The organism is Caldibacillus sp. 210928-DFI.2.18, from assembly GCF_020554505.1.
Lineage (GTDB): Bacteria > Bacillota > Bacilli > Bacillales > Caldibacillaceae > Caldifermentibacillus > Caldifermentibacillus hisashii.
Window position 1 is genome coordinate 25,009 of the sequence record NZ_JAJCHL010000014.1, and the last position, 25,675, is coordinate 50,683.

The window sequence follows — 25,675 nt, forward strand, 5'->3', positions numbered from 1 at the left end:
ATAATTTTCGTTTGATGTATATTACTCGTTTGTAATTTTTTCGGCTATTTCCGTATTCACATAATTACTGTGATCCAATCGTTCCGGAAGTTCTCCGGCTTCCTCCATAATATCTTGTAAATGATTCCACTCCTCTTTATCCAATAACGGATTTTCCGCAAACGATTTTTGTTCTTTATAACGCTCAATGGAGGACGTAAGGATGTCCAGCTCCGTATCTTCAAAAAATGGCTGAATTACTTTTGCCACTTCTTCTGATGAATGTTCATAAACCCATTGTTGTGCTTTATATAACGCCCGAGTAAATTTTTCAACTGTTTCTTTGTTTTCTTTTAAATAGCTTTCTTTTGTCATAAAAACGGTGTACGGAACATGGCCGCTTTCTTTTCCAAATGAAGCAACAATATGACCTTTTCCTTCTTTTTCAAAAATACTGGCCGTCGGTTCAAATAGTTGAACAAAGTCACCTGTACCGGAAGCAAAGGAGGAAGATATATTGGCAAAATCGATGTTTTGAATGAGTTCAAGATCGTTTTTCGGGTCAATATCATGTTTTTTTAAGACAAATTCTCCGACCATTTGTGGCATCCCGCCTTTTCGTTGTCCGAGGAATGTTGAACCATTTAACATATCCCAAGTAAAATTGTCAATTGGTTCCCGCGAAACAAGAAAAGTTCCATCTGTTTGTGTCAGTTGGGCAAAATTAATGATTGCATCTTCAGTTCCTTGGCTGTTTACATAAATACTTGTTTCTGCTCCAACTAAAGCAATATCCGCTCCGTTAGAAATCAGGGCAGTCATCGTTTTATCACCGCCCGGAACAGTTGTTAGTTCAATATCGAGCCCTTCTTCTTTAAAAAAACCTTTTTCAATGGCTACATATTGTGGCGCATAGAAAACGGAGCGGGTAACTTCGGCAATACGAATTTTTTGTAAATGTTTATCTTCCTGTTTACAGGCCGTTAATCCAATTGCAGCAACTACTGTTACAAGAAGGATCAAACCTCTCTTCATCAACTTATTCATACTCATTCCTCCAAAATGATTGAGTCAATTTGTTACATTATTGTATGAAGTTGAAAAAAATGTGTGAATGCCTTTTTTTTAAAAGGGACGAGCATGTGAAAAGTTACGACTTTTACATTAGCATTCCACATCATTGCAGGGATTCTTGTCAGATAAGGCGTATATTTAATATGACAAATGATATAATTGAGATGTACCGGATTGTCTTCAAACTTTGATTACACATTTTTTATATAAAGGAAAACTAACAAAAATAAGGAGGTTTTTTTATGGGTATGCCGGTTCAATTGGAGTCGGTAATTGTCATTACAGGAAAAGAAACACGTTTAAAAGAAAACTATTTTCAAATTGTCAAAGAAGGATATCATCTTTTTCCATTGGATACATCTTTAATAGTGAAAAGAATGGAAGATGATGAAATTGTCGGCTCAGGTGTAATTAACAAGCTGGAATGGTCTGAAGGAAAAACAACGATCATATACAGGTTGACAGCATTAAAAACAATTAATTAAGGCACAAGTAAACACAAAAAAAGCTGGTTTTTCTAAAAACTTACGCTCAAAATACAATATGTTGGGCCACACTTTTCATGGTATGCTTTTTTTAAATGGAAAATTCCAGAAGTCGATGTGCAATCCTAAATAGAATGAAAGAATAAAAGGAGGGTATTATTTATGGCTGAAACACAAGCAATTTTGGAATGGACGCTGATTTCCGAATGTCCGATTCCAAATGACGTTCAAGACATCTTGGTGGAAGGGGAAGTTGCTGTTGCTGCTTATAAAACATTTCGCGACAGTGCCATTTTTACAAACAAAAGATTAATTGTCAGAGATGCTCAAGGAATAACCGGGAAAAAGGTTGAAATATACTCGCTTCCTTATTCATCAATCAATATGTGGTCGACTGAAAATGCAGGCACTTTTTTGGATGTTAATGCCGAAGTAGAATTATGGACAAGAGCCGGCCATATTAAAGTGAATGTAAAAAAAGGAGTCGATATCCGTAAACTCGACAAGCTCATTGCCGAAGCGGTTTTATAAAAGGCTAGACTTGAGAGAAGATCGACTTTGGCAAAAAGAATGACAAATGATATTCCATGTTGGGAGCAATTAAAAGAACAGGGCTGTATAGAAAGTCAAAAATTAATTTAATTTAAATAGTTTGATTGAAGTGAAGGTGGCGGCGACTCCTGCGGGAACAGCACGAGCCGAAGACCCTGCAGGAGCGAGGTAACGAGCGACGAAGCGGCTGAGGCCGTGCCCGCGGAAAGCGTCCGCCACTGAAACGAAAATAAACCGAATCTATTCTTTTAACAATAAAATTTAGAAAGTTGTACTTTTAGGACAGCCCTGTAAACGTGAACGGTGGATTGCTGACCATATCCGGTCCTTGTTTTTTCTATCAGTTATTACGCAATTGGTCCTCCAAGTTTCTCAATTTCTGCATCAATATCGGTAAATTTCTTAAAGTTTTCCCGGAACTTCCCTGCCAATTCTTTTGCTTTTCCTTTATAGGCCAATTCATCTTTCCATGTTTTATTCGGTAAAAGCACCTCATCCGGAACACCGGGAACATGAACCGGGATATGAAGTCCAAAAATTTCATCCTTGACGGTCTCCACATGTTTCAATTTTCCTTCAATCGCAGCTTGCACCATTGCCCTAGTGTAAGCAAGCTTCATACGGTTGCCTACACCGTAAACGCCGCCTGTCCAACCGGTATTGACTAAAAATACTTGCACCTTATGCTCATCAATTTTTTTGCCGAGCATTTCCGCATAACGCTTGGCCGGTAAAGGTAAGAACGGTGCACCGTAGCAGGTGGAAAAGGTCGCTTCCGGTTCAGTCACCCCACGTTCTGTCCCGGCAAGTTTGCTTGTATACCCGCTCAAGAAATGATACATGGCTTGTTCTTTTGTCAATTTTGAAATCGGTGGAAGTACGCCGAATGCATCGGCCGTTAAGAAAATAATCGTTGACGGGTGACCGGCTACACTTGGTTGAACAATATTATCGATCGCATCAATCGGGTAAGCGGCCCGTGTATTCTCCGTTAAACTACCATTATCAAAATCCGGTATTCTTGTATTCTCGTTTACTACAACATTTTCTAAAACGGCCCCGAATTTAATCGCATCATAGATTTGCGGTTCTTTTTCCCGGGATAGATGAATGCACTTCGCATAGCATCCGCCTTCAATATTAAACACGCCGTGATTCGACCAGCCATGTTCATCATCCCCGATTAAACGCCGGTTTTTATCTGTTGATAGCGTTGTTTTACCGGTACCGGATAAGCCAAAGAACAGTGCAACATCCCCGTCATCCCCGACATTGGCAGAGCAATGCATAGAGAAAATATCTTGCTCGGGAAGCAAATAGTTCATAATTGTAAAAATTGATTTTTTCATTTCACCGGCATATTCTGTTCCACCAATCAGAACAACCTTCTCTTCAAAAGAAATAATAATAAATGTTTCCGATCTAACGCCATCAATGACCGGATCAGCTTTGAAATCCGGTGCAAAAATAACTGTAAATTGACTTTGGTGATTTTTCAATTCTTCTTCGGTTGGGCGGATAAACAACTGATGGGCAAATAAATTATGCCATGCATATTCGGTTATCACCTGGATTGGCAGTTGATATAATTTGTCTGCGCCGGCAAATCCTTTAAACACGTACAGTTCTTTCTTGTGTTTTAAATAATGCAAAACTTTATGATACAATCTGTTAAATACTTCTTTTGAGATTGGTTGGTTGACACTGCCCCAATCGATTTTATTCAGCACAGAGTTTTCTTGAACAATATATTTATCTTTCGGTGATCTCCCCGTATACTTCCCGGTTGTTACACTGATTGCACCTTTGTCAGTTAGTAAGCCTTCTTTATTGTTAATAATTTTTTCCATTAACTGTGGAACGGATAATTGTACTAAAATATTATTTCCATTTACTAATTCATACAGACTGTTTACCGTACTTACCATTTTCATTAGTAAACCTTCCCCTTTGTTATTTTCTCATATCCTTCGAAAATAGTATAACATATATATTTTATTAGTCTATACTATTCAAAGAAAAAAATTGCTCCATTTTTTATTCATTTTTAAGCTCATTTTTCTAATTTAGATAACGGAATTGAATTGGTTTTCTAAAAAACTTTTTTAATCTCTGTTTAAAACAATTGACATATTTCTCATATCATGTATGATTTATCTATAACGGATACTCTTATCCCGAGATGGTGGAGGGACAGGCCCGAGGAAACCCGGCAACCTACTTCTTGCAAGTAAGGTGCTAACCGATGCAAGGTGATTCCTTGAACGATAAGAGTGAAAGGAAGACGTGCGCAACCTTTCCTCATGGGAAGGTGTTTTTTTTTGCTAATAGGAAAGTAGAAATTTTTCAATTTCTACTTTCCTAGCGCATAAGTACAACTACGGCTCTGCTTTCGCCTAAAGGCTCGGCAGTCGCCGAGTTTTCTTTAGATTTTTGTATAATTATATCTCCAATTTGAATGGGGAATGCTTATTAATATAATAAAGCAGATGTTTTAAAAACGTTCCGATGTTGATCCTGGGCATTGGCTTGTATCCGTTTCAAATAAAAAGCTGGCTTTTGCTTATATAAAATGAATGCCAGCGCGATTTTAAGGAGGAAAATTATGGGGACACGACATCTATTTACTTCAGAGTCGGTAACGGAAGGACATCCGGATAAAATTTGCGATCAAATATCAGATGCGATTCTGGATGCGATTTTAAGCGAAGATCCGAATGCCCGTGTTGCTGCGGAAACATCCATTACAACCGGGTTAGTGCTTGTATTTGGAGAAATTTCTACAACTTCTTATGTTGATATTCCAAAAATAGTACGGGATACGGTTCGGGAAATTGGTTATACGCGGGCAAAATATGGGTTTGATGCAGAGACCTGTGGCGTATTGACAGCCATCGATGAACAATCACCGGATATTGCGATGGGCGTTAACCAAGCTTTGGAAGCGCGCGAAGGCTTGATGACTGATGATGAAATCGAAGCAATCGGTGCCGGTGACCAAGGGTTGATGTTTGGTTTTGCCTGCAATGAAACGAGTGAGTTGATGCCGCTTCCGATATCATTAGCGCATCGGCTGGCACGGAGGCTTGCTGAAGTTAGAAAAGAAGAAATTATTCCATATTTGCGTCCGGACGGGAAAACTCAAGTAACTGTAGAATATGATGAAAATGGCAAACCGGTTCGAATCGATACAATTGTTATTTCAACACAACACCACCCGGAAGTAAATTTGGATCAGATAAAAAAGGATATTCATGAATTCGTTATTAAAAAGGTTGTTCCAAACGAGTTTATTGATGATAAAACGAAATTTTTTATTAATCCGACTGGCCGTTTTGTTGTCGGTGGACCACAAGGTGATGCCGGGTTAACGGGGAGAAAAATCATTGTCGATACATATGGGGGTTATGCTCATCATGGTGGCGGTGCGTTCTCCGGAAAAGACCCGACGAAAGTGGATCGTTCCGCTTCTTATGCAGCTCGTTATGTGGCGAAAAATATTGTTGCAGCCGGACTTGCCGATAAATGTGAAGTACAGCTTGCTTATGCGATTGGGGTTGCCCAACCGGTTTCAATTTCTATTGATACATTCGGGACGGGGCAAGTTGATGAAGCAGTTTTAGTTGATTTGGTCCGTAAACATTTTGACTTAAGACCGGCCGGAATTATCAAAATGCTTGATTTACGCAGACCGATTTATAAACAAACAGCGGCATACGGACATTTTGGTCGGACGGATATAAACTTGCCGTGGGAAAGAACGGATAAAGCTGAGTTATTGAAAAAAGCAGCAATGAGATAACTATTGTGGCGAACTTCTAATAGCGAATCATTTAAAATATTGATTTATCAAGTTTTTTAAACAAGAAAGGGGCATCCAAAAGTCGAAAAAATGACTTTCTGGACAGCCCCTTTCTTGAGTTATAAAGTCCATGGGAGAAGTTAAATCCTAATAAAGAGATTTTAGAAATTGATTTTAGATTTGTATAACTATGGTTTGCTACTCATTGTATTTCTTTAAATAGTAATTCCCGATAGGCCTCGGGCGACTTTACAATATCGGCCAGTGTATACTTATCCAAAACATGAAGATACGCCTGTAAAGCTTCTCTTAATATATGAGAAAGTCCGCAAACCGGAGTAATGACACAAGCATTCGGGGTGTCGGGATTAAAACAATCAACTAAATAAAAACCATCTTCTGTTTGCCGGACAAGTTTACCGATATTGATGTCGCCGGGTAGAAGGGCCAAACGAAAACCCCCGTTTCTTCCCCGTACGGTTTCAATAATTCCAAGCTTTCCTAAGTGATGAACCACTTTCATTAAATGATTTTTTGAAATACCATAGGCATCTGAAATTTCCTGAATATTGCAAAGTCTATCTGTTTCAAGTGAAGCTAAATAGATCAATGTTCGTAAAGAATAATCTGTATAAGAAGTCAGTTTCATTATCATCACCAATCATAGATTTTGCATGGATAGATTATTATCACTACGGCTATCTCAATTATACTACATTTATTATTTTAACGGGCAGGAAGATCCCCATCTCAATATTTTCGAGTTTATAAAGAAGGTAGGGGATGAACTGTTCGCATACGTCCGTTTGGTTCAATACTGATCATGAGTGGGGAATGGAGAAAATCCAACTGATAACAGCAAGGTTAGGCCATAAAAAATTATAGTCAACGAGCAAAATAGGTAGGAGAGGGGATACCCACATATATCCGATTTGTTCAACTGACAATCAATTCTTCCACTGATTAAAGTACCAGTTTATTAATTGTGAACGTTTTTTAAAAGATGTATTTTAAATATTGTTTTAAAGAGAGAATTATTTTAGATTAAAGATGTATTTAATTTACATGTTAAAGGAGATGGAAACAGTGTTATCTGAAAAAACAGTCAAAATTGTAAAATCAACCGTACCTGTATTAGAGGAATATGGCACAACGATTACAAGCACATTTTACAAAAGAATGTTTCAAAATCATCCTGAACTGTTAAATTATTTTAACCATGTGAACCAACGAAGAGGAACTCAACCGACTGCTTTAGCCAACACAGTCATTGCTGCAGGAAAACATATTGATGAATTAGAGATAATTTTACCGGCAGTAAAACAAATTGCCCATAAACATCGGGCTTTAAGCATTAGACCGGAACATTATCCGATTGTTGGTGAAAACTTATTGGCCGCAATTAAAGAGGTATTGGGTGAAGCAGCAACAGATGAAATTTTGCAAGCGTGGGCAGAAGCGTATGAGGAAATTGCCAATGTATTTATTCAAGTTGAAGGGGAAATGTATCGGGAAGCCAGCTTACAAAAAGGCGGTTGGACTGACTTTAAAGCATTTACAGTTATTGATAAAATTAAAGAAAGTGAAGTAATTACATCTTTTTATTTAAAACCAACGGATGGCGCATCTATTCCAACTTACTTACCCGGGCAATACATAACAGTTCGCCTAAGCATACCCGATGAAAAATTCAAACATAATCGCCATTATAGTTTATCATGTGCACCCGGGAATGATTATTTCCGCATTTCTGTAAAACGGGAAAATGAATGTGAACCGTTGGGTGTGGTATCGAATTATTTACATGATCATGTACATGTCGGGGATCAACTAGAAATCAGTGCACCGGCTGGAGATTTTGTATTAAATACGGAAGAAACTGAACCTGTCGCATTCATTAGCGGTGGAGTCGGAATTACGCCGTTATTAAGTATGTTTGAGACATTGGTTAAGGATAATAGCGAACGTGAAATCACATTTATCCAAGCTGCCAAAAACGAAAATGTGCAAGCGTTCGGTGATTATGTTAAGGAGCTTGCGAAAAAACTAAACAAGGCAAAAGTTTATACAGTTTTAGAACAAAAAAATCTTGAGGAGACCGACTGTGATCATATCGGCTATATCGATCTTTCATTTTTACAAAAGGTTGTATCTAAAAATACTATTTGTTATCTATGTGGACCGGTACCCTTTATGAAAGCTGTTGTTCAAATATTAAATCAGATGGGTTTGCCTGAACACCATATTCGCTATGAGTTCTTTGGTCCAAAGGTGGATTTTATTCAATAGTTTGCAGTACGTGAAAAGACCGGGAAATAAGGTATCCGGTCTTTTTAGTAATTGTCTCTTAAATTTTTATAATATTGCCCTTTCTCCCGGTATTCTTTGTAAATCCGATTCATTTCTTCATAATCTTCGTCAGTTAAATCCCGGATTACTTTTGCCGGTCTGCCGAAAGCCATTGTATGTGGCGGAATTTTTTTGCCGGGTGGGACAAGACTTCCGGCACCTAAAAAAGCATGTTCGCCAATTTCCGCGCCATCAAGAACAATGGAGCCCATACCGACAAGCGCATTTTTACGAATGATGCAACTATGCAAGGTAACTTGATGGCCAATTGTCACATTATCTTCCAAAATCAACGGATTACCGGGACTTTGGTGAAGCATGCATAAGTCTTGAATATTTGTGTTATTCCCGATTTTTGTCGGCGCCACATCACCACGAATTACCGTTTGAAACCACACGCTGGAATATTCCCCAATTTCCACATCTCCGGTTACCGTAACAAAATCAGCCAAATAAGCCGTTTCAGCAATCTTTGGGTATTTCCCTTTATAGGGATATATTTTATACATCCAACTCCACCCTTCATGAAAATCTACCTAGTCTATTTTACATGATAATAATTAATTATTCACGCTTAACATAGGAGTAAAGTTAGAATAAAGAAAACTACGCCGGAAAAAACAGGTCATTACAAATTCAAGTTGTTTTTCGATATAATATACTTTATATAAAAAAACTATATTGTAATAAGTGATAAGTGAGGCGAATCAAGTGGCAGTTCCATCTGGCCCAATAACGTTAATGATTCATTCATATAAGAAAATTTTTCCAGCTGTTCATAAGGAACTAGACTATTGGAAAAAGCGGGCGAATGAAATACCGAATGAAGAATTGCGAAAACAGGCGCTTTTAAGTATTAAGAATAAACGATTCCATTGTGAAGGTGGATCAATATTGGCTCTTTTGGCAGAGAAAAACTATCCGAAAGTTATATCCTTCATTATTGCTTATCAAACAATCAGTGATTATTTGGATAATTTATGTGATCGTTCCAATTCACAAGACCCGACAGATTTTCGAGCACTTCATGAATCCATGATAACCGCATTGACTGTCGGAAAAGGGGGAACGAACTATTACAGGTACCGGGATGATCAAGAGGATGGCAACTATTTGCAGGAATTGGTAACAACTTGCCAAAATGTATTGAAAAAAATAAAGCATTACCCAATGATTAAAGAATATTTAATTGAGCTATGCCAGTATTACTGTGATTTACAGGTACATAAACATGTGAAAGTAGAGGAGCGGATTCCCCGGTTACAAAAATGGTTTAACGAGTCAAAAACGAATCTCCCGGAAATGGAATGGTTTGAATTTTCCGCTTGTTCCGGTTCAACATTAGGGATTTTTTGTTTAGTTGCCTATGCGACGCGGGATGATTTTACCGAAAAAGATGGATTAGCCATTCGCAACGGTTATTTTCCATATATTCAGGGGCTCCACATCCTCCTCGATTATTTCATTGACCAGGAAGAAGATCGGGAAGGCGGTGATTTGAACTTTTGTTTTTATTATAAAAATCATGAACAGCTGTATCGTAGGTTTCGATTATTTTTACAAGAGGCAGATACACATACGAAGGAATTACCGGATCGGAAATTTCATCAGTTAATTAATCGCGGCTTACTTGGTTTATATTTATCCGACGGGAAAGTTGATGAACAACAATCGTTAAAGGAACTGTCACAAAAATTATTAAAATTAGGTGGTACGAAAAGCTACTTCTTTTATATAAATGCAAAAGCCTATCGAAAATATCAAGCAAGGAAAACTCAGTAATAGGTAGGAGGAGAGCCGGAATCAGCGAAAAATCATTTTCGCTTGCGAGGTAATGCTATCGAAGTCTCTGGTCACCGAAAAAATATAAAATTTTTTCGGCTTGCGAACTAATACTTAAAACTTGAAATTTTCCACTATATGCGAATTCATATCATTTGAACAAAAACGCTTAAGGAGGATGGAAAAATGTCTTTAAAACTAAGTATTTTAGATCAATCACCGGTATCAGAAGGGCAAAGTGCCGAGGAAGCTTTGAAAAATACGGTAGAATTAGCTCAATCTGCCGAAAAATGGGGATACACCCGATTTTGGGTATCAGAACATCATGATACGTATAGTTTAGCAGGTTCTTCCCCGGAAGTGTTGTTAGCATATTTGGCTGCGAAAACTGAGCATATACGAGTCGGCTCGGGTGGCGTAATGTTGCCGCATTATAGTTCGTATAAGGTTGCCGAAAATTTTCGTGTACTGGCTGGATTGGCACCGGGACGAATTGATTTAGGTGTCGGACGTGCTCCCGGTGGAATGCCGCGTGCAACAATTGCTTTGAATAAAAGTCGTACTCGGAATGTCGATGATTATCCCGAAAAAGTAGAAGAATTGCTGCAATATTTATATGATGATCTTCCGGAGACGAACCCTTTATATGGCTTGAAGGCATCTCCAATGGTTAAGACTGTACCGGAGCTTTGGATGTTAGGTTCCAGTCCGGCAAGTGCCGTGTTGGCGGCAAAAATGGGGTTGCCCTACAATTTTGCCCTTTTTATTAATGGCGAGGGCGGGGTATCGTTCATGAATCACTACATAAATAATTTTACTCCGTCAAACTATTTGGAGAAGCCAAAAAATATGGTAGCGGTATTTGCTATTTGTGCCGAAACGGATGAAGAAGCAGAACGAGTTGCATCAAGTATAGATTTAAGTATGATTATGTTGGAGCAAGGTATGGAATCGAAAGGAACACCGAGTCCGGAAAAAGCGATAAGTTATCGGTACAGTCCTTTTGAGCTTAAGCGAATTCAGGAAAATCGGAAGCGGATGATTGTCGGGAATCCGAAAAAAATCAAACAAAAGCTTGAAGAATTAAGTGAACTTTACCAAACAGATGAAATCATGCTCGTTTCAATCACTTATGACTTTCAAGATAAGCTAAAGTCATATGCGTTGATTGCGGATGAGATGCTTTGATTGGTACTGAATAGATTTTGTGATAAAATTCTCAAGGTCCCATGTAGCGGGCTACACTACAGAGGATGAAAAATGTTTTTTTTAACGTAGATACAGGACGAATGGCCATTTAGCGACACGGAAAATATTCAATTAGCTTTTTGAGTGCTCACTATCAGACAGTAAAGAAAAACCTTTTGGCTACTTCCCAAAAGGTTTTTACTTCACCCTTACCGTTTTTCAATTGCAACAATAAATGGCGGGTCATTTTTTTGATTTAAAAATTGATAAAGTAATACATGTGCTTTTTGTTGATCAAGATTTGTTACAAACTGAAGTAAAGCTTCCTTCTCAATTTTCCCTTCCGAATGGCCTTGGTAGATCACAAGGACAATAATCCCTTCCACATCCATTATTTCTAACAGCTGTTCAGTGGCTGTAATTGTTGTTTCCGGTTTTGTAACGATTGAATGATCACCATTTGGTAAGTAACCAAGATTAAAAATGGCCGCTTTAATTTTCCCGTGGTATAAATCCGGAATGCAATCCAGCAAATTTTCATGGCCGGTTTGGAACAGAATAACCGAATCGTGCAAACCATTATTTGCCAATTTCTCCTTCGTCCGCTCAATCGCTTCCTGCTGAATATCAAAGCCAAAAACCATTCCCGTCGGCCCGACCAATTTGGCTAGGAAAATTGTGTCATTGCCGTTACCAACCGTGGCGTCAACAACAACATCACCCGTCGTAGCCGCTTTTTCCAACAAAGAATGTGAATAGGGCAAGATTTTTTCTAACTTCATACCCTATGCACTTCCTGATCAACAGGTGCATGATAAAACTTCCCTTGATAACTGTTTCTCCGTTCCAATTCGGCATCAATCGCATTCAGCACTTCCCATTTGTTTACACTCCACATCGGACCAATCATTAAATCAATCGGACCATCACCGGTAATCCGATGAACAATCATTTCCGAGGGTAAAATTTCTAATTGGTCGCAAACAAGATTGACATAATCATCAAAGGTTAAAAATTTCAACATTCCTTTTTCATATTGTTTTACCATTGGAGTTCCTTTTAATAAATGGAGCAAGTGGATTTTAATTCCTTGAACATCAAGAGCTGCGACTGCTTTTGCGGTTTCCATCATCATTTCCGGTGTCTCCATTGGCAGCCCGTTAATAATATGACTGCAAATGCGAATATGGTGTTTGCGCAATTTTTCAACACCATCTACATAGGTTTGAAAATCATGGGCGCGATTAATGAGTTTGGCTGTTTGCTCGTGGACCGTTTGTAAACCTAATTCAACCCAAAGATAGGTCCGTTCATTTAACTCAGCTAAATATTCGACGACGTCATCGGGAAGGCAGTCCGGTCTTGTTGCAATCGATAAACCGACAACACCGTCTTGCTTGAGTGCCGTCTCATATTTTTCCCGTAAAACATCAACGGGGGCATGTGTATTGGTGAAAGCTTGGAAATAAGCGATATATTTTCCGTCTTTCCATTTTTGATGCATTTTTTCTTTTATTGACTGAAATTGGACCTCAATCGGTTCAACTCGATTACCGGCAAAATCACCGGATCCGGCCGCACTGCAGAACGTACAGCCCCCATAGGCGACCGTGCCATCCCGGTTTGGACAATCGAACCCGCCGTCCAACGAAATTTTAAAAACTTTATGGCCAAAATGGTTTCTTAGATGATAATTCCAAGTATGGTATCGTTTATGATCATTTGTATACGGAAATGGATTCATTGCGTAACGTAACTTCCTTTCAGTTTTATCGCATCTTAACGGCGAGTCAAGACCCACCCTCAAGATTATAGTTTACAAAGAAAATGCCCGCATGCGTCTGATTGGTTAACTAACCATCAAATCCCTACTGATGGAAGTTTCACTTTATAAGGAGCGTTTTTTATGACTAACTTATTCCATAACTTTCATTTTATCATCCCTATTCATATCTTGCATGTTCTTAAAGGAAAAATCGTGTTTGACAATTTTCCCATTAATTGAGAGACAACATTTACAATGAAACGAGGAAAATAAATGTGAAAGGACATGAATGATGGTATTGAGGAGGAGCGTGGATGACAACAAGAAAGTCTATGGAGGATTTTCTTTACCAATGTCAGCAAACGGTTGAATTTGCACAAGAACAGTTAATTGACGGTTCAAAACAAGGGCACTTTCATGATCAGGAATATCGTGAGGCACAACAAAGGCTGGAAGACCAATATAATGAACTAATGGCCGTGTACAGGAGTGCCAATGCCGTGCAAAGAGACCGTCTTCATCGGATGAGATTACAAATCCAATCTTTGCAAAATGAAATGACATTGCTCGACCATCATTAATGAACTTGAGGGTGCCTGGAATGAGGAATTATTTTCTTTATTCCTCTAGGTACCCTTTTTTGTACGTTAAGAATGTATAAATTTCCAGCAAAGAAGCGATTTCGACGTAGAGGGAAATTTTAAGAATTAAGTATAAGTGCTCTTGCGGCTCTGCCAACGCCTGAAGGTTCGGCAGTCACCGTAAAATGATTTTGAATATATTTATGATTTGATGTAAAAAGAAATATTATTGCACAAAAACTTTTCTTTGCATGTTTATAAAAAAACTCCTACAATAATTTGTGAACTTAAATATATTGTTAAAAAAATTCTTATCCCACCTTATTGAGCAGTGTGACCTCACCTCAAGATTTTGAGATGTCCATAAAGGTCCGATTGGTTCAACTAACTATCCGCGGGAGAATGATCCCACGGATGAAACTTTATAAGGAGTGTTTTTCATGCCTCGTCCGTTTTGGTTTATTTTTATTGGTCATTTGATCAACACTACCGGAGGCTCTTTTTTATGGCCGTTAAATACCATTTATTTACACGACTATTTAGGAAAATCGTTATCTTTGGCAGGTTTTGTTTTAATGTTAAATGCGGCAGCTTCGGTCATTGGGAATTTGTTAGGCGGTTATTTGTTTGATAAAATTGGTGGTTTTAAGGCCATTATTACCGGTGCCGGAATTACACTGGCCGCATTAATTGCTCTAACATTTTCACATGATTGGCCAAGTTATGCGGTTTTACTTGTTTTTATCGGCTTGGGCTCCGGGATCGTCAACCCTTCCATTTACGCTTTAGCCGGTGCAGCATGGAAAGATGGGGGTAGAAAAGCATTTAATGCGATGTATGTGGCGGCAAATATCGGTGTTGCTATCGGTTCCGCAATGGGAGGCTTTATTGCATCTATTTCTTTTGATTTAATTTTTATTTCCAATATGGTCTTATACCTTATCTTTTTTATCATTGCATTTATGTCTTACCGAAATATTTCCGATGAGGCTGTCAGTGGAATCTCCTCCATAAAAATTCAAGGTGAAAATGTACATCATTATAGACGGAATATGCGTGCCTTACTTATTCTTTCTATTGGTTATGCGCTTTGCTGGATAGCCTATGTTCAATGGCAAACAACAATTGCAACGTACACCCAAGAAATTCATATTTCCCTTGAGCAATACAGCCTTCTATGGACAGTGAACGGTGCATTAATTGTTTTGGCACAACCGCTATTGGCCGTATTTGTGAAAAAGTTTGCCCGATCATTAAAAATACAAATTATCATCGGCACTTTCATATTCTTGGTTTCCTTTGGTGTTGTTGCCGTTTCTCACGATTTCAGCGGTTTTATGTCTGCAATGATTATTTTGACTTGTGGAGAGATGCTCGTTTGGCCGGCCATTCCGACTATCGCAGATCAATTGGCACCAAAAGGGAAAGAAGGATTTTACCAAGGTATTATTAACAGTGCTGCAACCGCAGGAAGGATGGTCGGACCAATTTTAGGTGGTATTCTTGTCGATCATTTTGGGATGTCTATCCTCATTATTATTTTATTTTTTCTGTACGTTATTTCAATGTTTACGACGATTTTTTATGATAAAGGTTTGGACAAAAAATTTCAGACAAAAGTTGTGTAAAGCTGTCTTCACTGAATCGCTGCCTCATTTCGGGCAGCGATTTTTTGCGGTTGAAATTTTGGTATGGCACTGTTGAATTTTTTCTATTTACTGTTGAATTCCCGTCTATCTACTGTTGAATTTTCTCCTTTTACTGTTGAATTGGCGGGGGTTACTGTTGAATTCATAGGTAGTTTTATTGAATTGGGAATCTTGTTGTTGAAATATCGTGATGTCACTATTGAAATCGCTCCTGTACTGTTAAATCCGGGTAACATTGTTGAACTAGGCGAACTAAAAATTATTTTTAAAATATGTTAACTAATACTAAAAATAAGTTGACAAATACCTCCTTATTCATTATTTTTAAAATATCAACTGTTTAAAGGAGGTAACGCGAATGAAAACTATTGAAATCACATTGGTTAGTATGTTTGTTGTTTTAATTGCAATCGGGGCAAATATTACATCCATTATTCCCTTTGCGGTAGTAGGTGGGGTGCCGATCACTTTACAAACATTTTTTGCCGTGTTATCCGGTTTAATACTAGGGAGTCGCCTAGGTGCGATTACGACAAGTGTTTATGCATTTATGGGACTTGTCGGATTACCGGTTTTTGCCCGTTTTAGCGGTGGATTTGGTTCACTTCTCAGCCCAACCTTTGGCTTTATACTTTCTTTCATTTTGGCTGCTTACGTGGGCGGAAAAATTATTGAAAAGAAAAAAACTGTATCATGGTATGTTTTTGCATCATTAGTTGCCACTGCGATTAATTATTTATTCGGGACGAACTGGATGTATTTCGCTTATAAATTTTGGGCAGATGCACCGGACGGATTTTCATATGGATTGGCATGGCTTTGGATGTTGCCGCCGCTTCCTAAAGACATTATTCTTGCAGTAGTTGCCGGAATCTTTGCTCATCGCATGCGGGTTTCCATCCTTTCAAAAGGCCAATTCAAAAAATTGAAATTAGGTGCATAGCTTTGACAGAGAAACAAGGGGAAAAGGAGGAAATTTTGTGGATTGGAAAGAACTGGCATATGAAGTACTAAATGGCAAGGAAATAACATATGAAGAGGCATTAACAATATTACTAACACCTGATAAACAATTACTGGAACTTCTTCACGGTGCATATATCATTCGTCGCCATTATTATGGAAATAAAGTGAAGTTAAATAAAATAAAAAATGTCAAATCAGGTATTTGTCCGGAAAATTGCAGCTACTGTTCGCAATCAAGCATTTCCAAAGCACCGATTGAAAAATATACGATGTTATCAAAAGAAGAAATCTTAGCCGGTGCGAAACAAGCTTATGATATGAAAATAGGTACGTATTGTATTGTTGCAAGTGGGAGAGGACCAAGTAATCGCGAAATTGAAACCGTTGCTGCAGCTGTCAAGGAGATAAAGGAGCGATATCCGTTAACGATTTGTACATGCTTAGGTATTTTAAAACCGGAACAAGCGGTAAAACTGAAGGAAGCCGGAGTTGATCGTTATAACCATAATATAAACACATCAGAAAGACATCATCCCGAAATTACCACTTCCCACACCTATCAAGATCGGATACATACTGTTGAAAGGGTAAAACAGGCGGGAATCTCTCCATGCTCAGGAATTATTGTTGGTATGAAAGAAAAGAAAGAAGACGTCGTTGATATGGCTTTCAGTTTAAAAGCTTTAGATGCTGATTCCATTCCAGTAAATTTCTTAAATGCCATAAGCGGGACCCCTTTGGAAGGAACAAAGGAATTAAATCCCCGGTATTGTTTAAAAGTATTAGCGATGATGCGGTTTGTCAATCCTTCAAAAGAAATTCGGATTGCAGGCGGTCGAGAAGTAAATCTACGCAGTCTGCAACCGCTCGGGTTATATCCGGCCAATTCAATTTTTGTTGGCGACTATTTAACTACAGAAGGTCAAGCAGATTCAGCCGATTTACGAATGTTGGAAGATCTCGGTTTTGAAATTGACTTTAACTATCAATTCGTTTCGACCAGATAAGCTTTTAAAAACTATGTTCTCAGTCACCTACCACTGACAAAGTTTAATCCCGATAGCATGGCAATGTAAGTTTATCCCGAGTTTAACGACAAATCAAACTTCAGTCTCAAAACTCGGGATAATAAGGGGAAGGAAAAGAGCAATTTTGCAAATGTCCGATTCATTTTTACTAAGTGAGAGATAGATGGCCCCTGTTGATTGTTAATGAGCGGGGTGAATTATCGAAATTCCTCGAACTTTGCTTGCTTTTTTCCAAATTTTTCACTATAATATTGCCATACTAACTGGATAAAAACGGTGACGAGGAGTAGTAATGTCCGCTGTTGTTCAAAGAGAGCTAACGGTCGGTGGGAGTTAGTCATCAGCAACATGAACTCGCCTCTGAGTTGCAAATATGAATTGAGTAATATTTGCCGGCTCGACCCACGTTACGGGCTAATCAAGTGAATATATTTCGGCATTATATGCTGATATATATTAAATTGGGTGGTACCGCGGGAGACAATCCTCTCGTCCCAAATCAGTTTTGGGATGGGGGGATTTTTATTTGTGAATGTTTTGAAAAGAAAGCTATTGGTCAAAATGGAGGATAATTGAAAAAGTTAAAGGAGGCAATTTCAGTGAGTTTCAACCATAGACAAATCGAGAAGAAATGGCAAAACTATTGGCAAGAACATCATACATTTCGAACAACCGAAGACAAAGGTAAACCGAAATTTTTTGCAATGGGAATGTTTCCTTATCCATCAGGGGCAGGTCTTCACGTCGGACATCCGAAAAGTTTTACGGCGGTTGATATTACTGCACGTATGAAAAGAATGCAAGGCTATAATGTTCTTCATCCAATGGGCTGGGATGCGTTCGGATTACCTGCCGAACAATATGCAATTGATACAGGTAATGATCCGGCTGAATTTACTGAAAAAAATATTCAAACATTTAAGAAACAATTAAACGATCTAGGTTTTTCCTATGATTGGGAGCGGGAAGTGAATACAACCGATCCGAATTATTACAAATGGACCCAATGGATTTTTATCAAATTGTATGAAAAAGGGCTGGCTTATATTGATGAAGTGCCGGTTAACTGGTGTCCGGCGCTTGGAACAGTTCTTGCCAACGAAGAAGTCATCGATGGGAAAAGTGAACGCGGAGGCCACCCGGTAATTCGGAAACCGATGAAACAATGGATGTTAAAGATTACTGAATATGCCGATCGTCTATTGGAAGATTTGGATGAATTGGACTGGTCCGAAAGTATCAAAGAAATGCAACGGAACTGGATTGGCCGTTCAGAGGGTGCAGAAATTAACTTCCAAATTGACGGTCACGACGATACTTTCACCGTCTTCACAACACGTCCGGATACTTTGTTCGGTGCCACGTATGCGGTTTTGGCTCCAGAACATGGTTTAGTCGAGAAAATTACGACAGCTGAACAAAAGGATGCAGTTGAAGCGTACCTTAAAGAAGTCCAAACAAAATCTGACTTGGAGCGGACGGATTTGGCAAAAGAAAAAACGGGTGTATTTACCGGCGCTTATGCAGTGAATCCGGCAAGCGGTGAAAAAATGCCCATCTGGATTGCCGATTATGTGCTGGCCACTTATGGTACCGGGGCAATTATGGCGGTACCGGCACATGATGAACGTGACTATGAATTTGCGAAAAAATTTGATTTGCCGATCCGTGAAGTTGTTGCCGGCGGGGATATTCAAAAAGAAGCGTATACCGGTGACGGCGTGCATGTAAATTCCGGATTTCTTGATGGTTTGAATAAACAAGATGCCATTGCAAAAATGATTGCTTGGGTAGAAGAAAAAGGCATCGGGCAGAAAAAAGTTCAATACAAATTGCGTGACTGGTTGTTCAGCCGTCAACGCTATTGGGGTGAACCGATTCCGATTATTCATTGGGAAGACGGTACCATGACAACTGTTCCGGAAGAAGAATTGCCGCTGCTTTTACCGGAAATGAAAGAAATTAAACCGTCCGGAACCGGGGAATCACCGCTTGCCAATGCGACAGACTGGTTGGAAGTCATTGATCCGGTGACAGGCAAAAAAGGACGTCGGGAAACAAATACAATGCCACAGTGGGCCGGTAGCTGCTGGTATTATCTCCGCTACATCGATCCGAACAATGATCAATTTATCGCAGATCCGGAAAAATTGAAATATTGGTTGCCGGTTGATTTGTACATCGGTGGAGCTGAACATGCAGTCCTACACTTGCTATATGCCCGGTTCTGGCATAAAGTACTATACGATATTGGGGTAGTCCCTACGAAGGAACCATTCCAAAAATTGGTTAACCAAGGGATGATCCTCGGTGAAAATCATGAAAAAATGAGTAAATCGAAAGGCAATGTTGTAAACCCGGATGAAATTGTGGAAAGCCACGGAGCCGATACATTGCGCTTGTATGAAATGTTCATGGGACCGCTGGAAGCATCCGCACCTTGGTCAACAACCGGACTTGACGGTTCGCGCCGGTTCTTGGACCGGATTTGGCGTCTCTTTGTTAACGAGGATGGCACGCTTTCTGATAAGATTGTCGACAAAGTTGGCGATGAATTGGAAAAAACATATCACCGTACCGTGAAGAAAGTGACGGAGGATTATGAAGGCCTTCGTTTTAACACAGCAATTTCCCAATTAATGGTATTTATCAATGAGGCCTATAAAGTTGGGGAAGTACCGCGAAAATTTGCGGAAGGATTTTTGCAATTGTTATCACCGGTTTGCCCGCATATCGCTGAGGAGCTATGGTCAAAATTAGGGCATCATGAATCGATTACTTTTTCGACTTGGCCGACTTTTGACGAAAGTAAATTAGTTGATAATGAAATCGAAATTGTTATTCAAGTGAACGGCAAAGTTCGGGCTAAGAAAATGGTGCCGGTGGATAGCAGTAAGGAGCAATTGGAAGAATTGGCAAAAGCGGATGAAGCCATTCAAGCCCAATTGGCCGGGAAAACAATCCGTAAAGTGATTGTCGTACCGGGAAAATTGGTAAATATTGTGGCAAATTAATTTTGAAAGAAGGTCATCTTTTACGGGTGACCTTTTTTGACGACGAGACCCGTTCTCGTCACCATTTTTGAGTGAGAACTGCTTGTTTTTGACGACGAGGGCGAATCTCGTCACCATTTTGAGGTGGAAAAGTCTCATTTTTGACGACGAGCCTCGATCTCGTCACCAATTTGAGGTGAAAACTGCTCTATTTTGGCGACGAAACCCAATCTCGTCACCAATTTGAGGTGAAAACTGCTCTATTTTGGCGACGAGACTCAATCTCGTCACCATTTTTTGGTGAAAACCGCTTAATTTTGACGACGAGATCCATTCTCGTCACCATTTTTCGGTGAAAACCGCTATTTTTTGGCGACGAGACTAATTTCTCGTCACCGTTTTTTGGTGAAAACCGCTATTTTTTGGCGACGAGGGCGAATCTCGTCACCATTTTTTGGTGAAAACCGCTATTTTTTGGCGACGAGCCCTGTTCTCGTCGTCGTTTTGAGCCGAAAACCACCCATTTTTTTGAAGACGATACCCTTTCTCGTCGCTAATTTTGTTTTAATAAAAGATTCATGCATTTCATCACTAATTAACCAAGTCAAACTAATCCTCGTTACTGAATCTATTATGCTAAAATGAACGCATGATATTTTTTACAAAGGATGATGGAAGATGAAGGTCATTACGCCTGAAGAACTTGAAGTAAAAATAGAAAAAGGGGAAAAGCTGCACATCATTGACGTTCGTGAACCAGAAGAAATAGCAGAAGGAATGGTTCCGGGTGCGAAACATATCCCAATGATGCAAATTCCGGAACGAATGACAGAGCTTGACAAAGATAAAGAATATATTTTCATTTGCCGTTCGGGAAATCGGAGCGGTCAAGTGTGTGGATTTTTAGAAGGCCATGGCTATAAAGTCGTCAATATGATTGGCGGAATGCTTGAGTGGACCGGTGAATTAGAATGGAATGAGCAAAATTCATAAAATTTTTTAATAAAATGTTATAAAATTCGGATAACTTGGCCATGATGATAATAAGAAAAGTGAAAGAGCTTTGTTTGTTGTCGGAACTTCTCTTGTAAATCCGGACAATAAAACTTAGTCTACTTTTTCACCAATATTTTTATATTTTCCTATACTGTAAAAAAGGAGTTAAAGGAAAATGGTCAAGGTAAAGGTATTCGATTATGAACATGAAAAAGACTTGGAACATGAAATGAATAATTTTTTAGGAAAACTTGATGAAGATCAGCTAATAGATATTAAATATCATGTTGCGGCAATGTATGAAGAAGATGATGAAGATCAAATCTATTGTTTTTCGGCGATGGTTATTTATCGGAAATGAGTTGAAAAAAACCAGGAACACAGTGCTCCTGGTTTTTTACTCGTTTTCCAGTTTTAAAGCAAATTTTGCCGCATTTAAGCCTGCAAGTCTTCCGGTGACAAGAGCCGACGTAATATTATATCCCCCTGTGTAGCCGTGAATATCCAAAATTTCCCCGCAAAAATAAAGTCCGTTCATTTTTTTTGATGCAAGTGTCTTTGGCTCGACTTCTTTTATAGAAATTCCACCGCCTGTTACAAAGGCTTTTTCTAAAGGTAAGGTACCGTTAACAGTAAAGCGGAAATCCCTACAAAGTTGAGCGAGCTTTCGGAGCTTCTCTTTTGCAATGGTGTTCATCGGCTGGTCTTGGTCAATTTCTGCTTGCTCCAATAAAAATAAAAGGTAACGTTCCGGTAAAAGACCTTTCAGAGCATTTTTGACCGCTTTTTTCGGTTCTTCTTTTACATGAGAAACAATTTCCTGAAAAATTTCTTCTTCGGTCCGGTCAACAATTGTGTCCAGTTTCATGGTTACATGTGACAGATTCCATTTTTTCATTGCTTTAACGACAAATTGGCTGCACCGTAAAACAGCCGGTCCGGAAATACCGAAATGGGTAAAAATCATATCCATTTGATGGGTGATAATCGGTTTTCCTTTTGGATTTAATACCGATAAAGCTACATTTCGAAGCGATAATCCTTGTAATGTACGATTTTTTATAAAAGGTTCATCCGAAAGTAAAGGAACTTCTGTCGGGTAGAGTTCAGTTACTGTATGTCCGGCTTTTTCCGCCCAAGGATATCCGTCACCTGTAGAACCGGTGTGAGGGACCGATTTACCGCCGACCGCAACAACGACAGAGCGGGCCTTTATTTTTTCACCATTTTTTAAAATAACTTCTGCCACATGACCGTCTTCATAATTGATATCCGCAACAGGGTTATTTGTTCTAATCGTTACGCCAAGTTCTTTCAATCGGTTCAGTAATGCATTGACGACTGATTTCGCATCGTTTGTGACCGGAAACATCCGTCCGTGATCCTCTTCTTTCAGCTTTACACCTAAGTTATCAAAAAATTTTATAATGTCCTCATTGTTAAAAATAGAGAAGGCACTGTAAAGAAAGCGACCGTTCCCGGGAATATGTTTAACAATTTCATCAATCGGAAGACGGTTTGTTACATTGCAGCGCCCGCCACCGGAAATAGCAAGCTTTCGACCGAGTTTATCACCTTTATCGACAAGCAACACGTTCGCCCCTGTTTCTCCTGCTGCAATTGCCGCCATCAATCCACTCGGACCGCCACCTATTACGATTACGTCTATATTCAAAACAATCACCTTTCCATAATCAGGTTATTAACTTCATTCATTATATAAAAGGGGACATCGGAAAGAAAGTGGATTCTAGTTTTTTACGGAATAGATGAGTGAGCGTCGACCTAAGCGGGTGAAATCAGCAGTTCCCATGGCGATTTGACAGTACCGCTGCCGAATTCAACCGTAAGATATCTTAATTTATTCAACAGTCCCCCCATCTAATTCACCAGTAAAAAGAGAAAAATCAACAGCAAACATGCCTTAATTCAATAGTAAAAATGAAAAATTCAACAGCAGGGCACCTATAATCAACAGCAACCTATCGAATTCATCAGCAGATTCCTCAAATTCAACAACGGAAGGTAAAAATTCAACAACAAATCACCTGAAATTTGGCAAAAAAATAAAAAGTAGTTCAATCTGCTTCATCCCTAAAAAGTTCGCAAAAAATATAAAAGTAAATTGTCAATTCAATATAAAAACATGTAAACTAGATTAGTGTATTTTAACGTAAAAATTTGTCATAATGTTGAGCAGATAATATTATTAAAAGAGAAAAACTGTTAGGTTGGGATTGTATGGGTTCAAAATTTATGCGGGGTACGTTTATTCTGACCCTTGGTACATATATTTCAAAATTTCTTGGCTTAATATACATAATTCCTTTTTTTGCATTGGTTGGAGATAATGGTAATGCACTCTATAATTACGGATATGTACCGTATACGATTTTTATTAGTATTGCGACGGCGGGCATTCCTTTAGCTGTTTCCAAGTTTATTTCCAAATACAATGCCTTGGAAGAGTATGGTGTTGGGCGGAAATTATTTAAGTCAGGCTTGGTTGTCATGCTTTTGACAGGCTTAGCTTCATTTATCATTCTTTATTTATTGGCTCCGACATTTGCTGATATTATCATTGCAGATAAAGATCAAATAATAAAGTCTGATGATGTTGTGTCAGTTATTCGGACAGTCAGCTTTGCATTAATCATTGTCCCGTTTATGAGTCTTATACGTGGTTTCTTTCAAGGACATCAATCCATGGGACCGTCTGCTGTGTCACAAGTCGTTGAGCAAATTGTTCGGGTTGCATTTCTTTTAATCGGGGCACTTGTCGTTTTAAAAGTATTTCATGGTTCTGTTGTTACCGCGGTCCAAGTGGCGACATTTGCAGCCTTTGTTGGTGCGATCGGCAGTTTAATTGTTTTACTATGGTATTGGTATAAGCGAAAACCGTATTTGGATGAATTGTTACGAAAAGATAAGGGAACTATTCAAATATCGCTAAAAGAGATTTATAAAGAGATTTTTATTTCGGCAATTCCGTTTGTTGTCGTTGGGATTGCGAATTCCTTATTTCAATTAGTCGATCAGTTAATCCATAATCAGGCAATGGCAAATATCGGTTTGGCAAAAATTGCTGATGCAAGTCTTGCAGCTTTAAACGTAAATTCACATAAAATTGTCATTATCCCTGTATCACTGGCGACCGCTTTTTCCGTTTCGCTTGTCCCATCGATTACCGATGCGTTTGTTAATCATCGTGAAAAGCAATTGAAATCACAAATGAATCAAACGTTTCAAGTGTTATTGTTTTTAACATTGCCTGCATCGATTGGAATTTCTATTTTGGCCGAACCGTTTTATACATTCTTTTATAAGCCGGATCCATTCGGTACCAAAATTTTAATGATATATGCACCGGTTGCCATCCTTTTTGCCCTATTTTCCGTAACCGCGGCGATTTTACAAGGGTTAAATCAACAAAAATTTACGGTGTTCAGCTTGTTGTTAGGGCTTTTGTTTAAACTTATTTTAAATACACCGATGATTGAGCGATTTCAAACGTTCGGGGCGATTTATGCTACCGTTATCGGATATTCAGTCACAATCATAATCAATTTGATCGTGATAAAATATTTTGCCAATTATAAATATCGTCTTGTATTCCGACGGGGGATTTTGATTATTATATTTAATGTAATTATGGGTATTTCTGTTTTTCTGTTTTATAAACTAATCACCCTATTCATAGCACCGGAAACAAAATCCATGTCATTACTGATTATTTTGGTCTGTGCAATAATAGGAGCGGTTATTTATTTTTACTTGAGTTTCAAGTCACGCTTATTGTATTTCTTGTTTCCTGAACAGATGCATGGTTTGAAAAAGAAGTTATCTAGTTAGAGTCAAACTTACATCAGCGGAGGAAATCGTTCCCCCGCTGATCGTTAGTTGACGAATCATGTCTTTAGCTGACCGGATTGTATGTCGCTAGGTGCGTGTCCTGAACTTTTCAAATTAAAAACCTAAACGTCTTTCTACTCTGCGAAGTCGGTTTTCCAAGCGGTCGACTTCCCGTTCCAAACGGTTTACATTTCTTTCTAATCTGTCAATTCGGGTTTGTGTACCTGTTCCCGGAAAGCCCGGGAAAAATTGTCCGGTTTGCCCCGGGGTTTGAAATTGCCCCTGTCCCGGAAATTGTCCCGGGGTTTGAAATTGATCCATTCCTGGAAATTGTCCTTGGCCGGGGAATTGATATTGCCGGTAGTAATCAATCATAAACATAACCTCCTCTATAATCTCAGTAATTAGTGTATGTGCATATAACTAAAAGGGACTGATTGGAATGCCTAATTCTTGATTAAAAAAGAGGTGGTTTGCTTTAAGTTTTTGGTAATGGAGTTAAGAAAATTTAGCCTAAAGTATGGGCAAAAATATATGATCTGCTTTAAATTTTTGGGAATGGAGTTAAGAAAATTTAGTCTAAAGTATGGGCAAAAATATATGATCTGCTTTAAATTTTTGGGAATGGAGTTAA

At 38.8% G+C, this 25,675-nt stretch carries 25 protein-coding genes, 1 riboswitch and 1 other annotated feature; of the genes, 17 read left to right on the top strand and 8 right to left on the bottom strand.

Annotated elements, in window-relative coordinates; translation table 11 throughout:
• Positions 1–21: 21 nt before the first annotated feature.
• Positions 22–1,026, bottom strand: a complete 1,005-nt coding sequence (locus LIZ98_RS05095; protein ID WP_152641350.1) for an ABC transporter substrate-binding protein — start codon at positions 1,024–1,026, stop codon at positions 22–24.
• 269 nt (positions 1,027–1,295) lie between these two features.
• Here LIZ98_RS05095 and LIZ98_RS05100 point away from each other — a divergent pair, with 269 nt between their 5' ends.
• The gene (locus LIZ98_RS05100) at positions 1,296–1,538 is read left to right on the top strand and encodes a DUF2584 family protein (protein WP_034771897.1); all 243 of its coding nucleotides are present in this window, start codon (positions 1,296–1,298) and stop codon (positions 1,536–1,538) included.
• A gap of 162 nt (positions 1,539–1,700) precedes the next feature.
• Positions 1,701–2,069: a PH domain-containing protein gene (locus LIZ98_RS05105; protein WP_041844758.1), complete on the top strand. Its 369-nt coding sequence runs from the start codon at positions 1,701–1,703 to the stop codon at positions 2,067–2,069.
• Positions 2,070–2,437: 368 nt separating this feature from the next.
• Here the strand turns inward: LIZ98_RS05105 and pckA are convergent, their stop codons facing one another.
• A complete protein-coding gene (gene pckA, locus LIZ98_RS05110; RefSeq protein ID WP_227139130.1) occupies positions 2,438–4,018 on the bottom strand; it encodes a phosphoenolpyruvate carboxykinase (ATP) in 1,581 nt (526 codons plus the stop codon).
• Between the two features lie 241 nt (positions 4,019–4,259).
• Positions 4,260–4,364: riboswitch (SAM riboswitch) on the top strand.
• Between the two features lie 331 nt (positions 4,365–4,695).
• Here pckA and metK point away from each other — a divergent pair.
• Positions 4,696–5,892 carry a methionine adenosyltransferase gene (metK, locus tag LIZ98_RS05115; protein WP_034771894.1) on the top strand — a complete coding sequence of 399 codons (1,197 nt, stop codon included), beginning with the start codon at positions 4,696–4,698 and terminating at the stop codon, positions 5,890–5,892.
• Between the two features lie 202 nt (positions 5,893–6,094).
• On the opposite strand, the gene LIZ98_RS05120 is transcribed toward metK, so the two are convergent.
• Entirely contained in the window at positions 6,095–6,541 is a 447-nt protein-coding gene (locus LIZ98_RS05120; protein WP_095142057.1) for an Rrf2 family transcriptional regulator, read from the bottom strand.
• Between the two features lie 437 nt (positions 6,542–6,978).
• On the opposite strand from LIZ98_RS05120, the gene hmpA reads away from it, so the two are divergent.
• Positions 6,979–8,181 carry an NO-inducible flavohemoprotein gene (gene hmpA / locus LIZ98_RS05125; protein ID WP_041845721.1) on the top strand — a complete coding sequence of 401 codons (1,203 nt, stop codon included), beginning with the start codon at positions 6,979–6,981 and terminating at the stop codon, positions 8,179–8,181.
• Positions 8,182–8,225: 44 nt separating this feature from the next.
• On the opposite strand, the gene LIZ98_RS05130 is transcribed toward hmpA, so the two are convergent.
• Positions 8,226–8,750: a gamma carbonic anhydrase gene (locus tag LIZ98_RS05130; protein ID WP_041845720.1), complete on the bottom strand. Its 525-nt coding sequence runs from the start codon at positions 8,748–8,750 to the stop codon at positions 8,226–8,228.
• Positions 8,751–8,952: 202 nt separating this feature from the next.
• Between LIZ98_RS05130 and LIZ98_RS05135 the strand changes: the two genes are divergently transcribed.
• Both LIZ98_RS05135 and LIZ98_RS05140 read left to right on the top strand, forming a co-directional pair.
• Positions 8,953–10,023 carry a tetraprenyl-beta-curcumene synthase family protein gene (locus LIZ98_RS05135; protein WP_041845719.1) on the top strand — a complete coding sequence of 357 codons (1,071 nt, stop codon included), beginning with the start codon at positions 8,953–8,955 and terminating at the stop codon, positions 10,021–10,023.
• A gap of 186 nt (positions 10,024–10,209) precedes the next feature.
• A complete protein-coding gene (locus LIZ98_RS05140; protein ID WP_227139120.1) occupies positions 10,210–11,211 on the top strand; it encodes an LLM class flavin-dependent oxidoreductase in 1,002 nt (333 codons plus the stop codon).
• A 209-nt stretch (positions 11,212–11,420) separates the two neighbouring features.
• Here the strand turns inward: LIZ98_RS05140 and mnmM are convergent, their stop codons facing one another.
• Entirely contained in the window at positions 11,421–11,993 is a 573-nt protein-coding gene (gene mnmM / locus LIZ98_RS05145) for a tRNA 5-(aminomethyl)-2-thiouridylate-methyltransferase MnmM (protein WP_227139121.1), read from the bottom strand.
• Complete coding sequence (mnmL, locus tag LIZ98_RS05150) at positions 11,990–12,955, bottom strand: tRNA modification radical SAM protein MnmL/YtqA (RefSeq protein WP_227139131.1); 966 nt, start codon at positions 12,953–12,955, stop codon at positions 11,990–11,992. The genes mnmM and mnmL overlap by 4 nt, the downstream gene beginning before the upstream one ends.
• A 335-nt stretch (positions 12,956–13,290) precedes the next feature.
• Here mnmL and LIZ98_RS05155 point away from each other — a divergent pair, with 335 nt between their 5' ends.
• The 9 genes from LIZ98_RS05155 to LIZ98_RS05195 all read left to right on the top strand — a co-directional run bounded on the left by LIZ98_RS05155 (position 13,291) and on the right by LIZ98_RS05195 (position 21,550).
• Positions 13,291–13,557 (top strand): YtzC family protein, encoded by a 267-nt coding sequence (locus tag LIZ98_RS05155; RefSeq protein WP_041902934.1) that lies wholly within the window; start codon positions 13,291–13,293, stop codon positions 13,555–13,557.
• A 440-nt stretch (positions 13,558–13,997) separates the two neighbouring features.
• Positions 13,998–15,185, top strand: a complete 1,188-nt coding sequence (locus tag LIZ98_RS05160) for an MDR family MFS transporter (protein ID WP_227139122.1) — start codon at positions 13,998–14,000, stop codon at positions 15,183–15,185.
• 63 nt (positions 15,186–15,248) lie between these two features.
• Entirely contained in the window at positions 15,249–15,485 is a 237-nt protein-coding gene (locus LIZ98_RS05165; protein WP_227139123.1) for a hypothetical protein, read from the top strand.
• 79 nt (positions 15,486–15,564) lie between these two features.
• Positions 15,565–16,149 carry a biotin transporter BioY gene (locus tag LIZ98_RS05170; RefSeq protein ID WP_034771875.1) on the top strand — a complete coding sequence of 195 codons (585 nt, stop codon included), beginning with the start codon at positions 15,565–15,567 and terminating at the stop codon, positions 16,147–16,149.
• A gap of 37 nt (positions 16,150–16,186) precedes the next feature.
• The gene (gene bioB / locus LIZ98_RS05175) at positions 16,187–17,179 is read left to right on the top strand and encodes a biotin synthase BioB (protein ID WP_041845714.1); all 993 of its coding nucleotides are present in this window, start codon (positions 16,187–16,189) and stop codon (positions 17,177–17,179) included.
• 288 nt (positions 17,180–17,467) lie between these two features.
• Positions 17,468–17,700, top strand: a binding site (T-box leader).
• A gap of 99 nt (positions 17,701–17,799) precedes the next feature.
• Entirely contained in the window at positions 17,800–20,214 is a 2,415-nt protein-coding gene (gene leuS / locus LIZ98_RS05180) for a leucine--tRNA ligase (protein WP_227139124.1), read from the top strand.
• 348 nt (positions 20,215–20,562) lie between these two features.
• The gene (locus LIZ98_RS05185) at positions 20,563–20,838 is read left to right on the top strand and encodes a hypothetical protein (protein ID WP_227139125.1); all 276 of its coding nucleotides are present in this window, start codon (positions 20,563–20,565) and stop codon (positions 20,836–20,838) included.
• Positions 20,839–20,871: 33 nt separating this feature from the next.
• A complete protein-coding gene (locus LIZ98_RS05190) occupies positions 20,872–21,186 on the top strand; it encodes a rhodanese-like domain-containing protein (RefSeq protein ID WP_034771871.1) in 315 nt (104 codons plus the stop codon).
• Between the two features lie 178 nt (positions 21,187–21,364).
• On the top strand, positions 21,365–21,550 hold the full coding sequence (locus tag LIZ98_RS05195) for a sporulation protein Cse60 (RefSeq protein WP_034771870.1): 186 nt from the start codon (positions 21,365–21,367) through the stop codon (positions 21,548–21,550).
• 36 nt (positions 21,551–21,586) lie between these two features.
• Here LIZ98_RS05195 and LIZ98_RS05200 read toward each other — a convergent pair whose 3' ends face one another.
• The gene (locus LIZ98_RS05200) at positions 21,587–22,864 is read right to left on the bottom strand and encodes a BaiN/RdsA family NAD(P)/FAD-dependent oxidoreductase (protein ID WP_227139126.1); all 1,278 of its coding nucleotides are present in this window, start codon (positions 22,862–22,864) and stop codon (positions 21,587–21,589) included.
• Positions 22,865–23,430: 566 nt separating this feature from the next.
• On the opposite strand from LIZ98_RS05200, the gene LIZ98_RS05205 reads away from it, so the two are divergent.
• Positions 23,431–25,041, top strand: coding sequence for a putative polysaccharide biosynthesis protein (locus LIZ98_RS05205; RefSeq protein WP_227139127.1), 1,611 nt, complete (start codon positions 23,431–23,433; stop codon positions 25,039–25,041).
• Between the two features lie 114 nt (positions 25,042–25,155).
• On the opposite strand, the gene LIZ98_RS05210 is transcribed toward LIZ98_RS05205, so the two are convergent.
• Complete coding sequence (locus LIZ98_RS05210; RefSeq protein WP_034771867.1) at positions 25,156–25,416, bottom strand: hypothetical protein; 261 nt, start codon at positions 25,414–25,416, stop codon at positions 25,156–25,158.
• A gap of 78 nt (positions 25,417–25,494) precedes the next feature.
• On the opposite strand from LIZ98_RS05210, the gene LIZ98_RS05215 reads away from it, so the two are divergent.
• Positions 25,495–25,675, top strand: a 181-nt coding sequence (locus LIZ98_RS05215) for a hypothetical protein (RefSeq protein ID WP_227139128.1), incomplete at its 3' end; no start/stop codon positions are given.